This is a genomic window from Halodesulfovibrio spirochaetisodalis (assembly GCF_001672295.1).
Classification (GTDB): Bacteria; Desulfobacterota; Desulfovibrionia; order Desulfovibrionales; family Desulfovibrionaceae; genus Halodesulfovibrio; species Halodesulfovibrio spirochaetisodalis.
The window spans coordinates 1-15,429 of the sequence record NZ_JXMS01000001.1 but is presented as its reverse complement, the minus strand read 5'-3'; the positions used below and the strand labels follow the sequence as shown (position 1 = coordinate 15,429).

Below are 15,429 nucleotides of genomic sequence, written 5' to 3'. Positions count from 1 at the left end.
ATGCATTCTGCGCAAAAAATTATCGTCTCTGCAATAACCTTTCTTCTTGTCCTGACAATAGTACCGGCATTTGCTGAAACTTCTACCTCAGCAAATGAAAAGAAAACTCAAGCATTTTACGATTCAATTCGCTCGCACCAGCTTACCTTGCGCGGGTTCATCTCAGAAATGCCCAAGGGCGGCGATTTACGGGTACAATTACAGGGTTCGGTATATCCTGAAGCGTACCTTGCCCTTGCTGAAAAAGAAAATTACTGCATCACGCTGCCCAGCTACTTTCCTGTACCGCCTATCAATAACACCTGCCCTCCAGGTACAACATCAACAAAGAAATTTTTTGAGACCGAAGAAAATTATCAAAAAGCGCTGGATGCTCTTTCCTCGACGACAATCGACAATGCAAGCCATCTTTTTTCTATAGACACGCTCACTGCAGATCAATTCGGCTTTCTTCTCAGCACAATAGTCAACAATGCAGAATACCAGCATCTTGACTATCTTGAAATTCTGCTGCCGTGGTTCCCTAAAGAGCTTACAAAGCCTGCCTCAAGAATAAAATGGCAAGGTACAGCAAAGGACATGTTCCCTACCCTTGCAGCACTACCGAAAATGAGCGCGACCGAAGAAGGCGAAAAGCTTCTCAGCGACTTCATGAGCAGTACTGAAGCACACCTTGAAAGCAACAATGCTAAATCCGTGATGGTGCGCATGATCGCTAATGTTGACAGAACACAACCCCCTTCTGTTGTCTTTGCGCAGTTGATTTTTGCTTTTAAAACTGCTTCTGCCGACCCACGCTTTGTTGGTGTTGCACTTTCCGGAGATGAGAAACACCCTGTGGCACTGCGTGACTATCAGCTTCAGATGGAAATGCTCAATTTCTTAAAAAGCAAGAATGAGTTTTCAGATGTTAAAACGGTTATTACAGCGGGCTACCTTAACTTCGGTATGATTGAGCCGACTAAATTTAAAAACAGAATTCGCACTGCACTCTCAAAAGGCAAAGCTTCGCGCATCAGCCATGGCTCTGCATTGATGTATGAAAACAATCCGTTTGCCTTGCTGAAAATACTCTCAAACAACAAAATTCCTGTTGAAATAGGTTTTACAGCAGAAGAACAAGCCCGTTTTATTGCTAAAGATAACAACCCGTTTCCAGTATTACTCAAGTACCATGTTCCGATTGTTATTGTTTCTGTTGATGCCGGCTTAACGCGCACTGACATCACGAATGAATACGTCCGCGCTGCCCGTGACTATCCTCTTTCTTATACTGAATTAAAAAACCTTGTGCGTAATACTCTCGAATACAGTCTGCTCCCCGGAAAAAGTTTATGGAAAACAACATCTCCGTATGTAGTAGGAGATGACTGCAACGATTCATTAACAACAAAGACTACAGGCGTTTGCCAAAAACTCCTCAATGAAAGTCCAAAAGCAAACAAACAGTGGAAACTGGAAACAGAATTTGCTGAATTTGAACGTAAAATTGCCGCCAACTAACAGACTCTGCAAGTAAAACAGGCCGTGCTGAACAGCGCGGCCTGTTTTTTGCTTATAGAAAACATGTAAGGTATTTTTTTCTTTATACTTAACGCACCTTCGTTGACTACCCACTCAGCACGCTGTAAAGGGAAAGAAAATCTAATAAGAGTATAACGCATAACTGTTTTCGTTTTTTAAAGATTTTTCTTTGAAAACCGATAGCTGTAGTAAGACAACTTACAACACGCATATGAGGCAGTTAATGCTCGACTACTCTAAATTCAAAGAAGTCAGCGAACTTTTTTTGAAAGGAAAAAACCGTGAAGCGACACTTCTTCTGAAAGAACTTCAGACGAAGTATGTATCTCTTTGCGATCAAGTTTCCGCTTTAAAGCTTCAGGTGAAGGAGTATGATGATATTCTCAACTTCTCCCAAAACCTGATTTTTGACGGAAACTATTATTGGTTAAAGACCGGCAGTGTTCGTCATGGTCCGTTTTGTGCTGAATGCTGTAAAGATGAAGGAATGCTTGTCCGATTACCGCATGGTAATACGAAAAAAATATGTTGGCGTTGCGGTAAGCAGTATGCCGTACAACCTGCTCCGCAGGTTCAGCCAAAAGAGAAGAAAATGGGTAAAGTAATTCCCCTGCATGCCCTGATTAATTCTTCTGACAAGCATTGTGGTGACGTCTCTGATAAGCAGGCAGTATCCGACTAAATCTTTTCAGCAGTTTCCCGTTAGTACACAGCCCCCGTAACCTACCTTGTTAATGTACACTATAGAGGCGCTATATGAGCACACCCAAAAAACCTGAACATGCACTCATCATTAACGGAAACAGTGCAGAAGCAGCATTGGACAGAAAAATGCTGTTTCGCATTGGAATACGTAGTGCACTGATCGTAGATTCTGTCTCGGGCACGTTCAAGTCCCTGTCCAAGGCACAAACAGGTGAGATCGACTCATTTGATTTGATAATCTTCGGTGCTCAAATGAAAGATGGCGATGCTCAATATCTTATTGATAAACTCAGGAGCATCAGGGCACAAATATCCATACCAGTTCTCGCAGTTTCTACGTCGCCCACAAAAGACTTTGTCATGCGCACGTTAACACTGGGATATTCTTCGTTCCTTGCCCGTCCTTACACAATGGACGGTCTTGTACAGCAGGTTATCCATGCGGTTCGTAACACATACGGGGCTGCAATCCCTGCGGCATCAAAACCACAAGGGAACCCGAACGAAGCCAAAGCACTGCTTGAACCTGAAGAGGATACTGCGGAAACGCTTTGCGAGCGCGGAACCAAATTGCTAAAAAACCACCATTGGGACAGCGCTATTGAAACGTTTAGTCAGGCAATCGAGATAAATCCCAAACACGGCCCTGCCTATGTCGGGCGAGCAAAAGCATGGAAAGGCAAACGAGATAAAGACCAGTACCATCAAGAACTCAACGCTGCTGGCGACATCTTCATGGCACAGCATGAATATGAAGCGGCTGCCACTGCATTGAAGCCATTATATGGTGCCCATGATAAGGAAAACCCTCTGTATGATGCTGGAAAAACGCTTCTGCAGGAAGGAGATTTTTCCAATGCTGCGTCTGCCTATCTTCATGGTGAAAAGCTTAGCCCCGGCGTGAACCTGCACCAGAAAATTTCCAGAGATTGCATGTTCACCAGAGCCCCGCAAAAGGCTGCCAAAGGCATATGTAAGAAAATTTACGAGCAGGGCCATGAAGAAAAGGCCAAGCTGCTGTATAAAAGAATAGTGGGTGAACCGGCCCGGCGGCCAGTCCCGAAGCAAAAGAAGGTAAACTGGTTAGATAGCTATCCAGCTTTATCTGAAATTGTTTCTGTAGCCAAATACAGCTATCGGGCCTATCAGGCAGCTCACTAATACTTTTTTGAGTTGCAGGCCAAAAAGCGGCAGATACATATCAGTGTGATGGATAGACTAACCAAATGCCCCGAAGAAAATTTCTTCGGGGCATTTTTATGCACATAATACTGTGTTCAATCCACTACGACTAGCTTTGCTCCAGCTCACGTAGAAAACGGAAAAGCAATTTTGATGACTTAAGCGGTTTTTGCTTTTCAATTTCTTTCTTGGCATTTCGTACAAGCTGACGCAATTTCTGGATATCTACATCAGGGTAACTCTCCACAATAAAATTCATGGCCTCTTTATCACCCTGAAGCAAACGATCACGCAAGCGCTCCAAGTGATGGAAGTCAGCACTCTGTGCAGCCTTTCCTTCCTTCACTTCTTCAATGCGCGCTCTAATCGGCTCTATGTCTACATCACGCAGCATCTTACCGATATACTGCATCTTACGACGCTTCGCTTCATGCTTGGTAATGGAGTGTAATTCTTCGTACTCCTGCAACAAATCAGGCGGAAGATTAAATGAACGAATCGCACTGATCGGGAACGACGCCAACTCTTCTCCAATCTTCTGGATAGCTGTGCTGCGGCGCTTTTTTTCTGAACGGCTCAGGTACTCTTCGCCTTCTTCAACCAGTTCTGTTTCCAATTCATGTGTATTCTCTGTAACCATCTTAGACCTCCAAGAGGTCTTGCTTCTACCGCAGGCAGTCCCGTTCGTAAAGCCCAGACGAGTGCAACCTGCCGGAGTGGCTACCTGAAGTTCCACAACGCACTTGGAAGTTCAACATAAAACTCAATATCATGCCGGGGAAGTTCTATAAGCAACATGAGAGTGTCTGAAGGCTCAAGCCTGAACACATTATCAAACAAACGGGAAATAATCTCTTCACGTGTCACTGCGGACTCGCTTGCGACCTGATCGGCTGCAGACCTCACAACGGTTGTTGCCTCGTGGTGCAAAAGAATCTGCTCTGGATCAACAGGAACGGCGATTTCTCCAAACCGCTCTGTTTGCAGTTTTTTTGCTAAATAGTATTGTCTCATGGTTAATTGCATACTATCTCCGCGCTTGAACAGCCCATGAATACATATTATACCGGACTACAGTATAATGATGCTTTAGGCTGTTTTTTTCAGTTTACAAACCGGTCATTCAATTTAAACGACCACATAGACTGGGGCATCTGCGCATACATTTCTATTTGCTGCTCCGGAAGAGAGATGGCGACTACCAATGGCCCTTCCGGCTCAATGTAGTATATATTATTGTACAAATGTTTTTGCAGGCTGTGACGATGCAGTCCTAATTTTTCTGCCAATGTTTCAGCACTCTTAAATAATGCATCTTTGCCGTCTTTGTTCAGTTTAATATCCTCAGAATCAATATGTATTGCGCCGGTTGCGTTGTATTCAATTTTAATTTTTTCAATAATATCTAACTTGGCATTAGCTTGTTTCATGTGCTGCTCCTTTCTCTACAATAACAGGAACTTCATTTTACTATAATGCAACACAAAGAATTCTGTATATGGTAACGCATGGTATACAATGTTCTTTGCTCTTTAAAACTCTCTTAGTCTTTAGTTATTGTTTATGCAGTGCATGTTTTATTTTGCAATACATCCTGTTCAATTTTTGAGACCAGTAAATTACTCGTAAGCATGACACAGGTACTACAATAGTGCGAACCCCATTATACACAACTATCATCCGCTACATTAAAGTTGCACCGTTTCCACATGCAACAGCATTAACATTGTTGTTTGTAGCTACAACACTTTATCTGGAAGCCCATTTTCTCTTAAATGACGGCATTCCTTTCTATGCAATTGTTCTTTTTATTCTTTCAGCGCTTTTTGGATGGGGTGTTATTTTATGTCAGGCTGACGCCTTTTCCCGCTTCAGAGAGTTTAAAAGAATCAAAGCTATCTTTTCGCGCAGAGGATTCAACCCTCGTATCCTCAAGCTTGTCTCCACATCCAGATGCCAACGGGATGCCGCTCTACTCGCCGCCAAAGAAACAGGCTGCAAACATTTAGCAGCCACCTACTTTAAAAAAATGGGATACCGCTGGTACCACATTATTCCAGATGCAATCGTTGAAAATCCGATGCATTTTTTCAATCCTGTCTTTCTACGCACTACATTTCTTCCCCGTAAGGATACGTTGACGGAATAAAACCGTTTTAATCGTAAACAAAGTATGCAACCATGCTGTTTACAACATCTATGACGGTTGCAGAGCCCATCTTAGCTGCACCGTTATTGAGCAATACGGAGGCACTATGACCAAGACAATCGACCTATCTCTTTCTGTTACTGATTCCCCCAAACAACTTGCCCACCATGCTGCCCAGCTGTTTATTGAACGCTGCCGTGATGCAATTGAAAAACGTGGCGAATACAACGTAGCCCTTTCTGGCGGACACACACCAAAGCTTTTCTTCGAGACTCTTGCTGCCAACTTTGGCAGTGAAATTCCATGGGAAAAAGTTAATTTTTACTGGGTGGACGAACGATGTGTAGGACCGGATGATGAGCAATCAAACTACCGGCTTGCAAAGGAAGAGTTGTTGCATAAAGTTGCTGCAACACATTTCTATAGAATGAAGGGAGAAGTAAACTCACAGGACGCTGCGGATGAGTATGAAAGCCTTCTTCGTCGACATTTTAAACTAGGCGCAGGGCAACTTCCGCGATTTGACTTTATTCTGTTAGGAATGGGGCCGGACGGACACACTGCGTCCTTGTTCCCAGGATATGACGGTATTGAAATAACCAACCGACTGGTTACAGACCAATACATCCGCGAGATGGAAAGCTGGCGTATTACGTTGACTCTTCCTGTACTGAACAACGCACGGGCATGTGTCTTCCTCATTCAAGGAAAAGAAAAGCACTCTGTTCTTGCCAAGGCTCTTGACCTCCTCGGAGAACGCAATCTGCCAGCACAGCGGGTACAGCCAGCTAATGGCAAGCTTTACTGGATTGTTGATCAGGGCGCCTTTGCTGGCTAGCAACTCGTAGTAAAAACAATCGAATTAGATAGTTATTTTCTATTACTCCACAAAAAAAGTCAGGGATGCATGGTAGTGACCATGCGTACCTGACTTTTTTATAAACATAATTTCAACTGACTATTAACAGAAAAAGATAACTGCCTTGGGAACATTACTAACCGTTCACCTTTTCGTGCCCCTGAATCTATCGCAGTACTTATCTATCAGTGATGTCGTCCAATAAGGCATTACCATTGGTCAACTCCACCACTGCAGCAGAAAACGCTTCTGCGTGCTCTTTGGGCATTTCCACAACAAATGCTGCATCTGCGCCAAAGTTCTCTTCAAGCACCTTGATTTCGTAGTCAGGCAACATTCGCTTAAACAACGTCACGGCACTGTAATCAATAACGACTTCGATTCGGACTGGGGTGATTTTCTCCCGAGTCGGTAAGGTCTCCAGACCTAGCTTAACCATGCCTGAATACGCACGCACCAATCCGCCGGTTCCCAGTTTGGTTCCTCCAAAGTAGCGAGTCACCACCGCAGAAATTTCGCCAACATCCGCATGAAGCAGCATATTCAACATGGGCTTTCCAGCCGTACCATGAGGCTCTCCATCATCACTCATACCGACCATTGCGGTCGTACCGGGAGGGCCTGCCTGATATGCCCAGCAATTGTGCGTTGCATCTGGAAATTCTGCCTTCACGGCTGCAATAAAAGCTTTTGCTTCATCCACCGAAGGAGTGTGAGCCAGCGTAACGATGAACTGGCTTTTCTTAATAATCTCTTCAACACGGTACTGTGCTGTATCTGGAATAAGGTACCTGTCTAGCATGGGTATGCAAATACTCCTCTCTAGAGCTGCTTGCAATTCTTTTTACTACAACAAAAAAAGAGAGCCTCAGAAAGAGGCTCTCAGTATTCTTTATTGATTTTGCTACAATGCCTTTGAGGTAGCCATGAGGTAAATCTCATGCGGATCAAGAATAAGAATTACAGATCCATCACCCATGATGGTTGCACCGGAGATACCTTTAAGGTCTCCGAGGTATTCACCAAGCGGCTTAATAACAATTTCCTGACGCTCATGCAGCTTATCCACAACGATGCCAAGTCTTCTATCGTTATCGTGGATAACAACCACAGAAAGTACGTCTGCTTCTTCAGTGCGTGGAAGATCAAGCAGATCTGACATGTAGACAAGCCCAAGCACCTCACCTCGGAGTGTAACTGCTTTACGCCCGTTAACATCCGTGAGGCGGGAAGCTTCAATCTTGGTTGTTTCAGATACAGCATCAAGCGGAATAGCAAATTCTTCGCCTGCCACATTCACCATAAGCGCATCAATGATTGCGAGTGTCAGCGGCAGAGTCAGAGTAAAGCGGGTGCCTTTTCCGAGTTCGGAATGAATGGCAACGCTGCCTTTAAGGTTTTTAATGTTTGTACGGACAACGTCCATACCCACACCACGACCTGAAATATCTGTAATGGTCTCAGCTGAAGAGAAGCCCGGCGCAAAAATAAGCTCCATAGCTTCACGGTCATCAAGAATTTTGGCTTCATCATAGCTGATGATGCCTTTTCTGACTGCAACTTCGCGCATTTTTTCAGGGTCAATGCCCTTACCGTCATCTTCGATTTCAATCGCTACAGAGTTACCTCTGTAGTATGCACGAAGGTGAACGGTGCCTTTACCCTGCTTTCCAGCTTTAAGGCGATCCTCTTCAGATTCGACACCATGATCCATTGCATTACGGATAAGGTGAACAAGCGGATCACCGATAACTTCCACAACGCTCTTATCAAGTTCAGTCTCTTCACCTTCCATGATGAGTTCCACCTGCTTGCCGCTTTTTCTTGAAAGGTCACGAACAAGACGAGGGAAACGAGAAAATACTGAGGATACTGGAACCATGCGCACTTTCATGATGGTGTCTTGAAGATCATCAGAAATGCGCGCCATAGCATACGTAGTTTCTGTAAGAGACTGTGCGACTTCCTGAATATCAACATTCTGTCCGTCTTCAAGATTACGCGCCAGCATTGTGTAACGGTTTCTGTTAATGATGAGCTCACCAATGAGGTTCATCAAGTGGTCAAGCTTTTCATGGTCTACACGAATTGTACTGGAAGACTTTGGCTTTTGCTGTTTCGCAGGAGCCTTATCTTTAGTTTTTGCTGTAGGAGCCGCAGGAGTTTGAACTGCTTCAACTACTGGAGCAGATACAGCCTCAGGCTTTTCCGCTAAAATGATATCAGGATCTGAGTCAAATTCTGTTGATTGTGAAGGAACAGGTTGTGAAGCTGGCTCTGGCTGTGGTTCCGGTTTGGCTGCTTTCGTTTCTGCAACCTCTGGCTTAACAGCTTTTTGTACAGGTACTTCTTCAGCAGACTCTTCAATAAGTGCATTAGCAACAAAGGAAACAGGTGCATCAGGGCTACCGGATTCTGGAAGCTGTATATCGATGTCCAGATCTTCCGGTAACTCAAAGTCATCGTTTTCCTCTTCCGGCTCCGGCTCCGGCTCTCCTACACCTTTCAGTGTCGCTGTCGAGTCAATGCACAGTTTGAATACAGCAAGTTCTGCATCAACCATGTCGTTCAGGATTTCAATTTCCTGAAGCAGCAAATCGAGCATCAACGCAAAGTCCATATCTGCGCTGCGACCGGAATCAACAAGCCCTGCTGTTCGCTCTGCCTGAACGCGCGGCTTGTCATACTGCATATAGCTGCAAGAATTCTGTGTAGTAATAAGACTTCTGTACAGGCTATTAATAAATTCTTCTTGAGAAGAGTCTTTTTCCAACTCTTTTACCGCAAGGGTAACGGCAGCACGTTGTTGAGTAAGAGTAGAGATAAAGATGTCCATATCTTCTTTATCATACTCAGGTACAGGATCTGTTTCCTCTTCCTCTACCTCATCAACAATAATTTCTATTATCGGCTCTTCAGCCTCTTTAACAACTTCCGGAAATTCACCATGTTCTACTGCATGACGCAGAACAACTAAAATTTCTGAAAGATCAAGTTGTGGAACCATTCCAGAGACTGCATCGATTTTATTAACTAATACGTCAATAACATCCACGCAGCGAAGCAAGAGATCAATCAAACCTTGAGATACAGGTAATTCACCTTTTCTGGTACGGTTCAGCAGCGTTTCTGCTTCATGAGTCAAACTGTTCAATTCATGAAAGCCGATAATCCCGCTATTTCCCTTCAAGTTATGGAAAAAACGGAATAAATCATTAACAAGGCTATCATTGTCATCTGGATTCTGTTCCAGTTCAAGAAGCCCGTTACCTAAATCTTCTGTGTTCTCATTGGCTTCTTCAATGAAGTCACGCAGGTGTCCTTCACCAAAAGAGGTCAACGGATAGAGTTCACCTTCCGGCAATTCAACTGCAGAACGTCCATTAGATGCAACCGGAGTCTCCACGACTTCAATCAACTGCTCTTCCTGAACAGCTTCAAGAGGCACATCTTCAACGGCAGGAGTAGCAGGGTGTTCCACAGGCTCAGCAGAGGCAGCTGGAGCTTCGGACATGGCAGGTTCAGCAGGAACAGAATTTCCTGTAGCAGGATCTTCACCGGCAAGAAGCGCATCAAGAGTTTGAATAAGAGGCTCGGTTGCTACATTTCCTTCTTCCCCTTCGTTCTCAAGATTATCAATAATCTTTCGCAGGGCGTCGGTAGCATCAAGAATCACATCCATAATTGCAGGCGTTGTTTCCATTGTCCCCTTACGCAACTCGTCCATAATATTTTCTGCACGGTGCGCAAGCGTATTCATTTTATTGAGACCAAGAAAACCAGATGCTCCCTTTAACGAGTGCATTGGCCTGAAGATTTCATTCAGCAACGAGATATCTTCCGGATCTTTTTCAAGTTCCAGTAGGTTTGGCTCGATAGTCTCCAGATGTTCTTTTGCTTCGATAATAAAATCAGCAAAAATTTCCGGATCTAAAAAATCCTGGCTCATACTTTGTCCCCAAAATGAATATAGTGAAAAACGCGTTCTGCAGGCACAACAAACAAGTGCCTGCTCTATATTATAGTATCGGTATAAATTTGCAGATAATTAGAAAACACAAGGAAAAAACAAAAGGATGACAGGCAGAAAGCATTTTTGTCACGCATAAAAGCCACTACCGGAGCAACCGGCAGCAGCTTTTATGCAAAACAGCTTATTGGCCGAGTAACATCCGGACATTGCGCACCATTTTTTCAGGTTGCGCAGGCTTTACCATGTAAAGATTAGCCCCCAGGCTCATACCGAGTTTGATATCCTGCTCCTGTCCTTCAGTAGACAGCACCACAATAGGCAGGTCACGATACGCATCTTGTTTGCGTACATTTTCAATGAATGTGAATCCATCCATGTGCGGCATATTAATATCGGTGATAATAAGATCCACCGCACCGCAGGAATACAATTTTTCCAGACCGTCAAGGCCGTCCTCTGCAGTCGTCACCTTGAACCCTTCATTTTTCATAATAAAAGCAACAAGGTTTCGAACTGTCTTCGAATCGTCAACCACTAAAATGTGTTTTCCCATTTTCAGCGCTCTCTATCCTTCTAGAATAGCTTCAACGATATTATCCACAGAGATAATACCGATCAGCATGTCTTCTGACTTCATCAAACCAAAAATATATTGGATAGCTACTCCGAGATGTGACTCTACAGCCCAGTCAATGGATTCTTGCGGTACACGATACATCGTATGAACCGTATCAATAACCAGCCCGAACTGAAGTCCGTGCCGTTTACAGACTACAATAAACCGATCTGTGCGTTCCTGCTCATCCAGACTTGCTATACCGAGTAATCCACGCAACTGAATAATCGGTGTCACAATACCCCGCAGGTTAATAACCCCGGTAACAAACGGAGGTGCAACAGGAAGTTTTGTCGGTGCAATGTACCGTATTACTTCCTGCACAGCATTGATGGGAACTGTAAACTCCTGCTTACCAAGAAAGAAACTTACCATTTGTAATTCACTTTCATGGCGAAGCTGCTCGAGTAAGTCAGGTTCCCGATCAAGAGTTGTGCCGTTCCAATTATCTTCCTCTACATCAGGAGCCAATACAGACGGTTCCGTTTCATAAACGACAGCATTCTCTTCTTCTACTGATTCAACCACCTCAGTAACAGAAGAAGCATCGTGCACTGGTTCAGCAACAGCAACCTCAGGTTCGGTACTGCGCGAAACCTCAGCAAGCACTGCACGCTCCTCAGAAGCATTTGCTGTTGCGTTCGTCACTGCGCCAGCAGGGGCAGAAACTGTCACAGTAGGAACCGGTCTGGCGTCAGCAACCGTTTCGTACTCAGCTCCCACTGCGCTCAAAACGCATTCAGGCTCAACAGCTTTATGCAGCCCTAAACGCTCAAGCGCCTCTGCCTCATTGACTCCAAGATACTTTGACATGAACGCAGCTTCTGCCGCCGTAAACGTATTTGTCGGCTCAGTCTGCACCACATCAAAAAGATGATCTTCAAAATACTCTTCAGGAGTTTTTACCATAAGGCTTCTACCTCTTTTGCCAAAAGCTCGTACCCGCGCGCACCGCGGCAAGACGCATCTATCTCGTATACGCTCTTCCCAAGTGCACTGGCATCCTTAAAGCGGGTATCCAGCCCGATAACCGAGGAGAACATCAAGTCTCCCATCTTCCTGCCGAGCAAGTCCAATACTCTGCGGCACGCCCCCGCCCGCTTATCGTACATTGTCGCTAAGGCACGGTACGTGACCGGCTTCGGCAGCACCTTGTTCAGAGTGCGTAACGTATCAAAAAGTAGTTTCAATCCATGCAGTGCTAAAAAGTCTGTCTGAATCGGAATAATCAACAAGTCACAAGCAACAATAGCATTCACCTGCAGCATTCCGAGCTGTGGCGGACAATCCAGCAGAATGTAATCGTACTTATCGCGTACTTCTTCCAAGGCAGATTTGAGCAGATTTCCTTTTCCCTGCTTCTCCTTCAGGTCAACTTCCAATTCTGAAAGTCTGATTGAAGCAGGGACTGTGTCAAATTCCTGACCTTCATTCCTGACAATCAACTGCTCCCACAGTACGGGCCAGACTTTTTTGGGTGCAGTAAATAAATCATATGTGGACCGCTTCACCAGATCTGGAAAGAAACGCATATGAACCGAGGCACACGCATGCGGGTCAAGATCAATCACCAAAACTTTCTTGTTCCTGCGTGCCAGTGCTGCACCAAGAGTTACAGTTGTGGTGGTTTTACCCACTCCGCCTTTTTGGTTGGCAATAGCCAGAACTTTGGCGTTCAAACCATACTCCTCTTACGGGTGCCCTACTGCATCAGATTAGGAATCTTTGCGATAGACGATTGCACCCTTGTGATGTTCGGGCCTGAATGCCCTGGATATATTGTGTAACGACTCAGAATGTCCGATCAGCAACGCGCCACCCGGAAGCAGATTGTCATAAAACGAACTCATAACCCGAGTCTTCATCTCATCATCAAAATAAATAATTACGTTCCTACAGAAAATGATCTGCGAGCGCTCAACACGCTTCATCTGCAGCTTGTCGTTTAAGTTCAACTGATCAAACCGGACAAGCTTCTTCACATTTTCTGCAAGGTGATACTCCTTGCCATCCTGCTTGAAATACTTACGTATTATCTCAGGCGGCGTTGTGCGCAACGCGTAGTCGGAATACACACCACTTTTGGCAGCATCCAGCACTGCGGTAGAGATATCGCTTGCTGTAATTTTTATATCCCATGAGGCAATTTCTGCCCTGAGCAATTCATGCAAAATTATGCCCAAAGTATATGGTTCTTCACCCGAAGAACAGCCGGCAGACCAGATACGCAGCCTGCGGCTTCCTTTTGCCTTGAGCTCTGCCAACATATCCTTGAGGACTACTTCTTGAAAAACCTTAAGCTGTGGCGGGTTTCTATAAAAACTTGTCTCATTCGTTGTGATAACCTCAAACAGCCGGTTCAATTCTTCGCGACGGTTTTTATCGTATCGCAAATAGTAATAATACTCGCCGAATGTCTTTAGATTCAAATCTTTCAGTCTTGCAGCAAGTCTGTTCTCAACTAGATACTTCCTGTTATCAGCGATATGAATTCCACACAGTTCATAAATGTAGTCTCTAATCTGGCGGAACTCTTCATCACTGGCATGAAGCTCGCGTTGAAAACTGGTTGTTCTCGAAAAAAGTGATGACACATGGCCCCCCTAACTATCTGCTTCTTATCAGATTTGCCGCTTGTTCTGCTGCTTCGCAAATTTCCGGATCTTCGTGGCTCATCATTGTTAACAAAGCACCGAAGCAACGCTCTGTTCCCATTCTGCCCAGCATTTTTATTACCTTATGCTGAATCAAGGCACTGCGTTCTGCAAAAACATTCAGAAGCGGCTCTACGACATCATCATTATCCAGTGCACCAAGATGCTCTATAGCACGCACTGCCACCCAGTCATCTTCATCATCCAGCGCTTCAATTAAATGGTGTAAATAGGTGACTGACTGTGTTTTCCCGATCATATCAACTACAGAGAGGCGAACATCACGGTTTGCATCATGGAGCAACATTTTTACCTGCTCGATAAGCGTTGCAGACTCAGGGCTTAAAGCAATCAGCCCTTCCAAGGCAACAAGGCGGACATCGACTACCGGATCGGAAAGTGCTTCTTTAAGTAGCTCAACATGCACATCATTTCTAGATTTACCCAAGGCATACACAGCCATCATGCGTTCTGTCGGGTCATCACTTTCCACTCTGGAAACAAAACGAATCCAGAGCATTTCATTATCCATCGCAATGGCTGCTTCAAGCGCTGCATCCTTTACCTCAAGAGAGTCATGCGAAAGCATTTCAAATACAATCTCTGCGCTCTCTGGATGCAAAGAATTTTCCCCAAGAAAGTACAATGCTTTTTTCAGAATCATCTCATCAGAATGTTCCCTCAATACATTCTGGAAAAACAGTTCATCTGAAACATTGGCTGACTTAACCAGCACTGTGATAAGATCGCGCTGGACAAAAACTCCCTTATCGCTGAATACAGCCCGTATTGTCGGAAGAGCTTTACGCATCTCGCCTTCTGACATGCGTGAAACCGCCTCCGCCGCAACACGCAACGCAAGCTCGTTATCATCCTGAAAAACTTCAAGTAATGCAGAGTTACACCCAATATTGGCAAGACACTCAACTGCTGCAATCAGTTTGTCGGTATCCCGATCAACATTAAATGTTGCCACGGTACTCATCACCTTCTGTGTAGCTTCTGCACCTTTGGCAGTAGAAAGCCCACGCAACGCAGCAAGCTGAATCTGTTCATCTTCATCATCAAGTGCTGCCAGCAAGGCACTACAGAATTGTGAACGCTTGTCGGAAGGCAACAACTCAAGAGCTTTATCTCCCAAAAGCTGCACAACCGCTTTACAAATTTTATTCTGCAGTGGAGCAGGGGCAGACTTCATTTGCTCAATAAGTAGAGGAACAATTTTCAAATCCCCCATCTCACCAAGCGCCTCGACAATCATAGAGGCAACAAGCGGAGTCGCTTTACCCAGTGCTTTTACCAGTGCACCGGCTGTCTGTGCTGCTCCGATTTTGGTCAATGCTTCAATAACTGAAAATTGAACCCACTCTTCATCATCCAAAGCTTGAATAAGGCTATCCGCAGCGTCAGAAAACCCAAGTTCACCAAGGCTGACAGCAGCCTGATACCGAACGTTAACTTCCTGATCTTTCAATAAAGCTTCACATAACGGTGCTACTGAAAATAAGCTATTAGTAGAACCTAAAATGTCAGAAATAAATATTCGCAAATCCGGATCGGAGCTTTTCAGCTGACTCATAACGCTTTCAAGATCATCCTCTGCGATCTCACGCAGAATATCCATGGCAGCGTTACGTATCGGAGCTTCTTCTGAAGCAAGTAACGGAATTACAGCCTGAACAGATTTTTCACCGCGGATTGCCCGCAGTGCGCGGTCAGCAGCTTCCTGCACTCCCAGATTGCCTTCCTGTATATGCCGAATCAGCT

The 15,429-nt window shown here is 44.8% G+C and carries 15 protein-coding genes; 5 read left to right on the top strand and 10 right to left on the bottom strand.

Going from position 1 to position 15,429, the window contains the following annotated elements:
- The 3 genes from SP90_RS00075 to SP90_RS00065 all read left to right on the top strand — a co-directional run bounded on the left by SP90_RS00075 (window position 1) and on the right by SP90_RS00065 (window position 3,390).
- Entirely contained in the window at window positions 1-1,503 is a 1,503-nt protein-coding gene (locus SP90_RS00075; protein ID WP_066851332.1) for an amidohydrolase family protein, read from the top strand.
- 244 nt (window positions 1,504-1,747) lie between these two features.
- On the top strand, window positions 1,748-2,206 hold the full coding sequence (locus tag SP90_RS00070) for a hypothetical protein (RefSeq protein WP_066851331.1): 459 nt from the start codon (window positions 1,748-1,750) through the stop codon (window positions 2,204-2,206).
- Window positions 2,207-2,280: 74 nt separating this feature from the next.
- Complete coding sequence (locus SP90_RS00065) at window positions 2,281-3,390, top strand: response regulator (protein WP_066851330.1); 1,110 nt, start codon at window positions 2,281-2,283, stop codon at window positions 3,388-3,390.
- A gap of 130 nt (window positions 3,391-3,520) precedes the next feature.
- Here SP90_RS00065 and yjgA read toward each other — a convergent pair whose 3' ends face one another.
- The 3 genes from yjgA to SP90_RS00050 form a co-directional block, all read right to left on the bottom strand.
- Entirely contained in the window at window positions 3,521-4,051 is a 531-nt protein-coding gene (gene yjgA, locus SP90_RS00060) for a ribosome biogenesis factor YjgA (protein ID WP_066851329.1), read from the bottom strand.
- A gap of 80 nt (window positions 4,052-4,131) precedes the next feature.
- Window positions 4,132-4,437 carry a hypothetical protein gene (locus SP90_RS00055; protein ID WP_066851327.1) on the bottom strand — a complete coding sequence of 102 codons (306 nt, stop codon included), beginning with the start codon at window positions 4,435-4,437 and terminating at the stop codon, window positions 4,132-4,134.
- Window positions 4,438-4,514: 77 nt separating this feature from the next.
- Complete coding sequence (locus SP90_RS00050) at window positions 4,515-4,841, bottom strand: hypothetical protein (RefSeq protein WP_066851318.1); 327 nt, start codon at window positions 4,839-4,841, stop codon at window positions 4,515-4,517.
- 221 nt (window positions 4,842-5,062) lie between these two features.
- Between SP90_RS00050 and SP90_RS00045 the strand changes: the two genes are divergently transcribed.
- Window positions 5,063-5,560, top strand: a complete 498-nt coding sequence (locus SP90_RS00045; RefSeq protein WP_066851316.1) for a hypothetical protein — start codon at window positions 5,063-5,065, stop codon at window positions 5,558-5,560.
- Between the two features lie 106 nt (window positions 5,561-5,666).
- Window positions 5,667-6,398, top strand: coding sequence for a 6-phosphogluconolactonase (pgl, locus tag SP90_RS00040; protein WP_066851315.1), 732 nt, complete (start codon window positions 5,667-5,669; stop codon window positions 6,396-6,398).
- Between the two features lie 199 nt (window positions 6,399-6,597).
- On the opposite strand, the gene SP90_RS00035 is transcribed toward pgl, so the two are convergent.
- The 7 genes from SP90_RS00035 to SP90_RS00005 all read right to left on the bottom strand — a co-directional run.
- On the bottom strand, window positions 6,598-7,221 hold the full coding sequence (locus SP90_RS00035) for a YigZ family protein (protein ID WP_066851314.1): 624 nt from the start codon (window positions 7,219-7,221) through the stop codon (window positions 6,598-6,600).
- Window positions 7,222-7,323: 102 nt separating this feature from the next.
- Window positions 7,324-10,368, bottom strand: coding sequence for a chemotaxis protein CheA (locus tag SP90_RS00030; RefSeq protein WP_066851313.1), 3,045 nt, complete (start codon window positions 10,366-10,368; stop codon window positions 7,324-7,326).
- Window positions 10,369-10,573: 205 nt separating this feature from the next.
- Complete coding sequence (locus SP90_RS00025; protein ID WP_066851311.1) at window positions 10,574-10,945, bottom strand: response regulator; 372 nt, start codon at window positions 10,943-10,945, stop codon at window positions 10,574-10,576.
- A gap of 12 nt (window positions 10,946-10,957) precedes the next feature.
- Window positions 10,958-11,917 carry a chemotaxis protein CheW gene (locus SP90_RS16740; protein WP_066851309.1) on the bottom strand — a complete coding sequence of 320 codons (960 nt, stop codon included), beginning with the start codon at window positions 11,915-11,917 and terminating at the stop codon, window positions 10,958-10,960.
- Window positions 11,911-12,687, bottom strand: a complete 777-nt coding sequence (locus SP90_RS00015; protein WP_066851307.1) for a ParA family protein — start codon at window positions 12,685-12,687, stop codon at window positions 11,911-11,913. The genes SP90_RS16740 and SP90_RS00015 overlap by 7 nt, the downstream gene beginning before the upstream one ends.
- A gap of 36 nt (window positions 12,688-12,723) precedes the next feature.
- Window positions 12,724-13,602 (bottom strand): CheR family methyltransferase, encoded by an 879-nt coding sequence (locus SP90_RS00010; RefSeq protein WP_066851303.1) that lies wholly within the window; start codon window positions 13,600-13,602, stop codon window positions 12,724-12,726.
- A gap of 13 nt (window positions 13,603-13,615) precedes the next feature.
- Window positions 13,616-15,429, bottom strand: a 1,814-nt coding sequence (locus tag SP90_RS00005; protein WP_066851301.1) for a HEAT repeat domain-containing protein, incomplete at its 5' end; no start/stop codon positions are given.

Bases quoted from the DNA above. Each gene is read 5' to 3' on its own strand.
- SP90_RS00075 (WP_066851332.1), top strand. From the start codon at position 1: ATGCATTCTGCGCAAAAAATTATCGTCTCTGCAATAACCTTTCTTCTT.
- SP90_RS00070 (WP_066851331.1), top strand. From the start codon at position 1,748: ATGCTCGACTACTCTAAATTCAAAGAAGTCAGCGAACTTTTTTTGAAA.
- SP90_RS00065 (WP_066851330.1), top strand. From the start codon at position 2,281: ATGAGCACACCCAAAAAACCTGAACATGCACTCATCATTAACGGAAAC.
- yjgA (WP_066851329.1), bottom strand. From the start codon at position 4,051: ATGGTTACAGAGAATACACATGAATTGGAAACAGAACTGGTTGAAGAA.
- SP90_RS00055 (WP_066851327.1), bottom strand. From the start codon at position 4,437: ATGCAATTAACCATGAGACAATACTATTTAGCAAAAAAACTGCAAACA.
- SP90_RS00050 (WP_066851318.1), bottom strand. From the start codon at position 4,841: ATGAAACAAGCTAATGCCAAGTTAGATATTATTGAAAAAATTAAAATT.
- pgl (WP_066851315.1), top strand. From the start codon at position 5,667: ATGACCAAGACAATCGACCTATCTCTTTCTGTTACTGATTCCCCCAAA.
- SP90_RS00035 (WP_066851314.1), bottom strand. From the start codon at position 7,221: ATGCTAGACAGGTACCTTATTCCAGATACAGCACAGTACCGTGTTGAA.
- SP90_RS00030 (WP_066851313.1), bottom strand. From the start codon at position 10,368: ATGAGCCAGGATTTTTTAGATCCGGAAATTTTTGCTGATTTTATTATC.
- SP90_RS00025 (WP_066851311.1), bottom strand. From the start codon at position 10,945: ATGGGAAAACACATTTTAGTGGTTGACGATTCGAAGACAGTTCGAAAC.
- SP90_RS16740 (WP_066851309.1), bottom strand. From the start codon at position 11,917: ATGGTAAAAACTCCTGAAGAGTATTTTGAAGATCATCTTTTTGATGTG.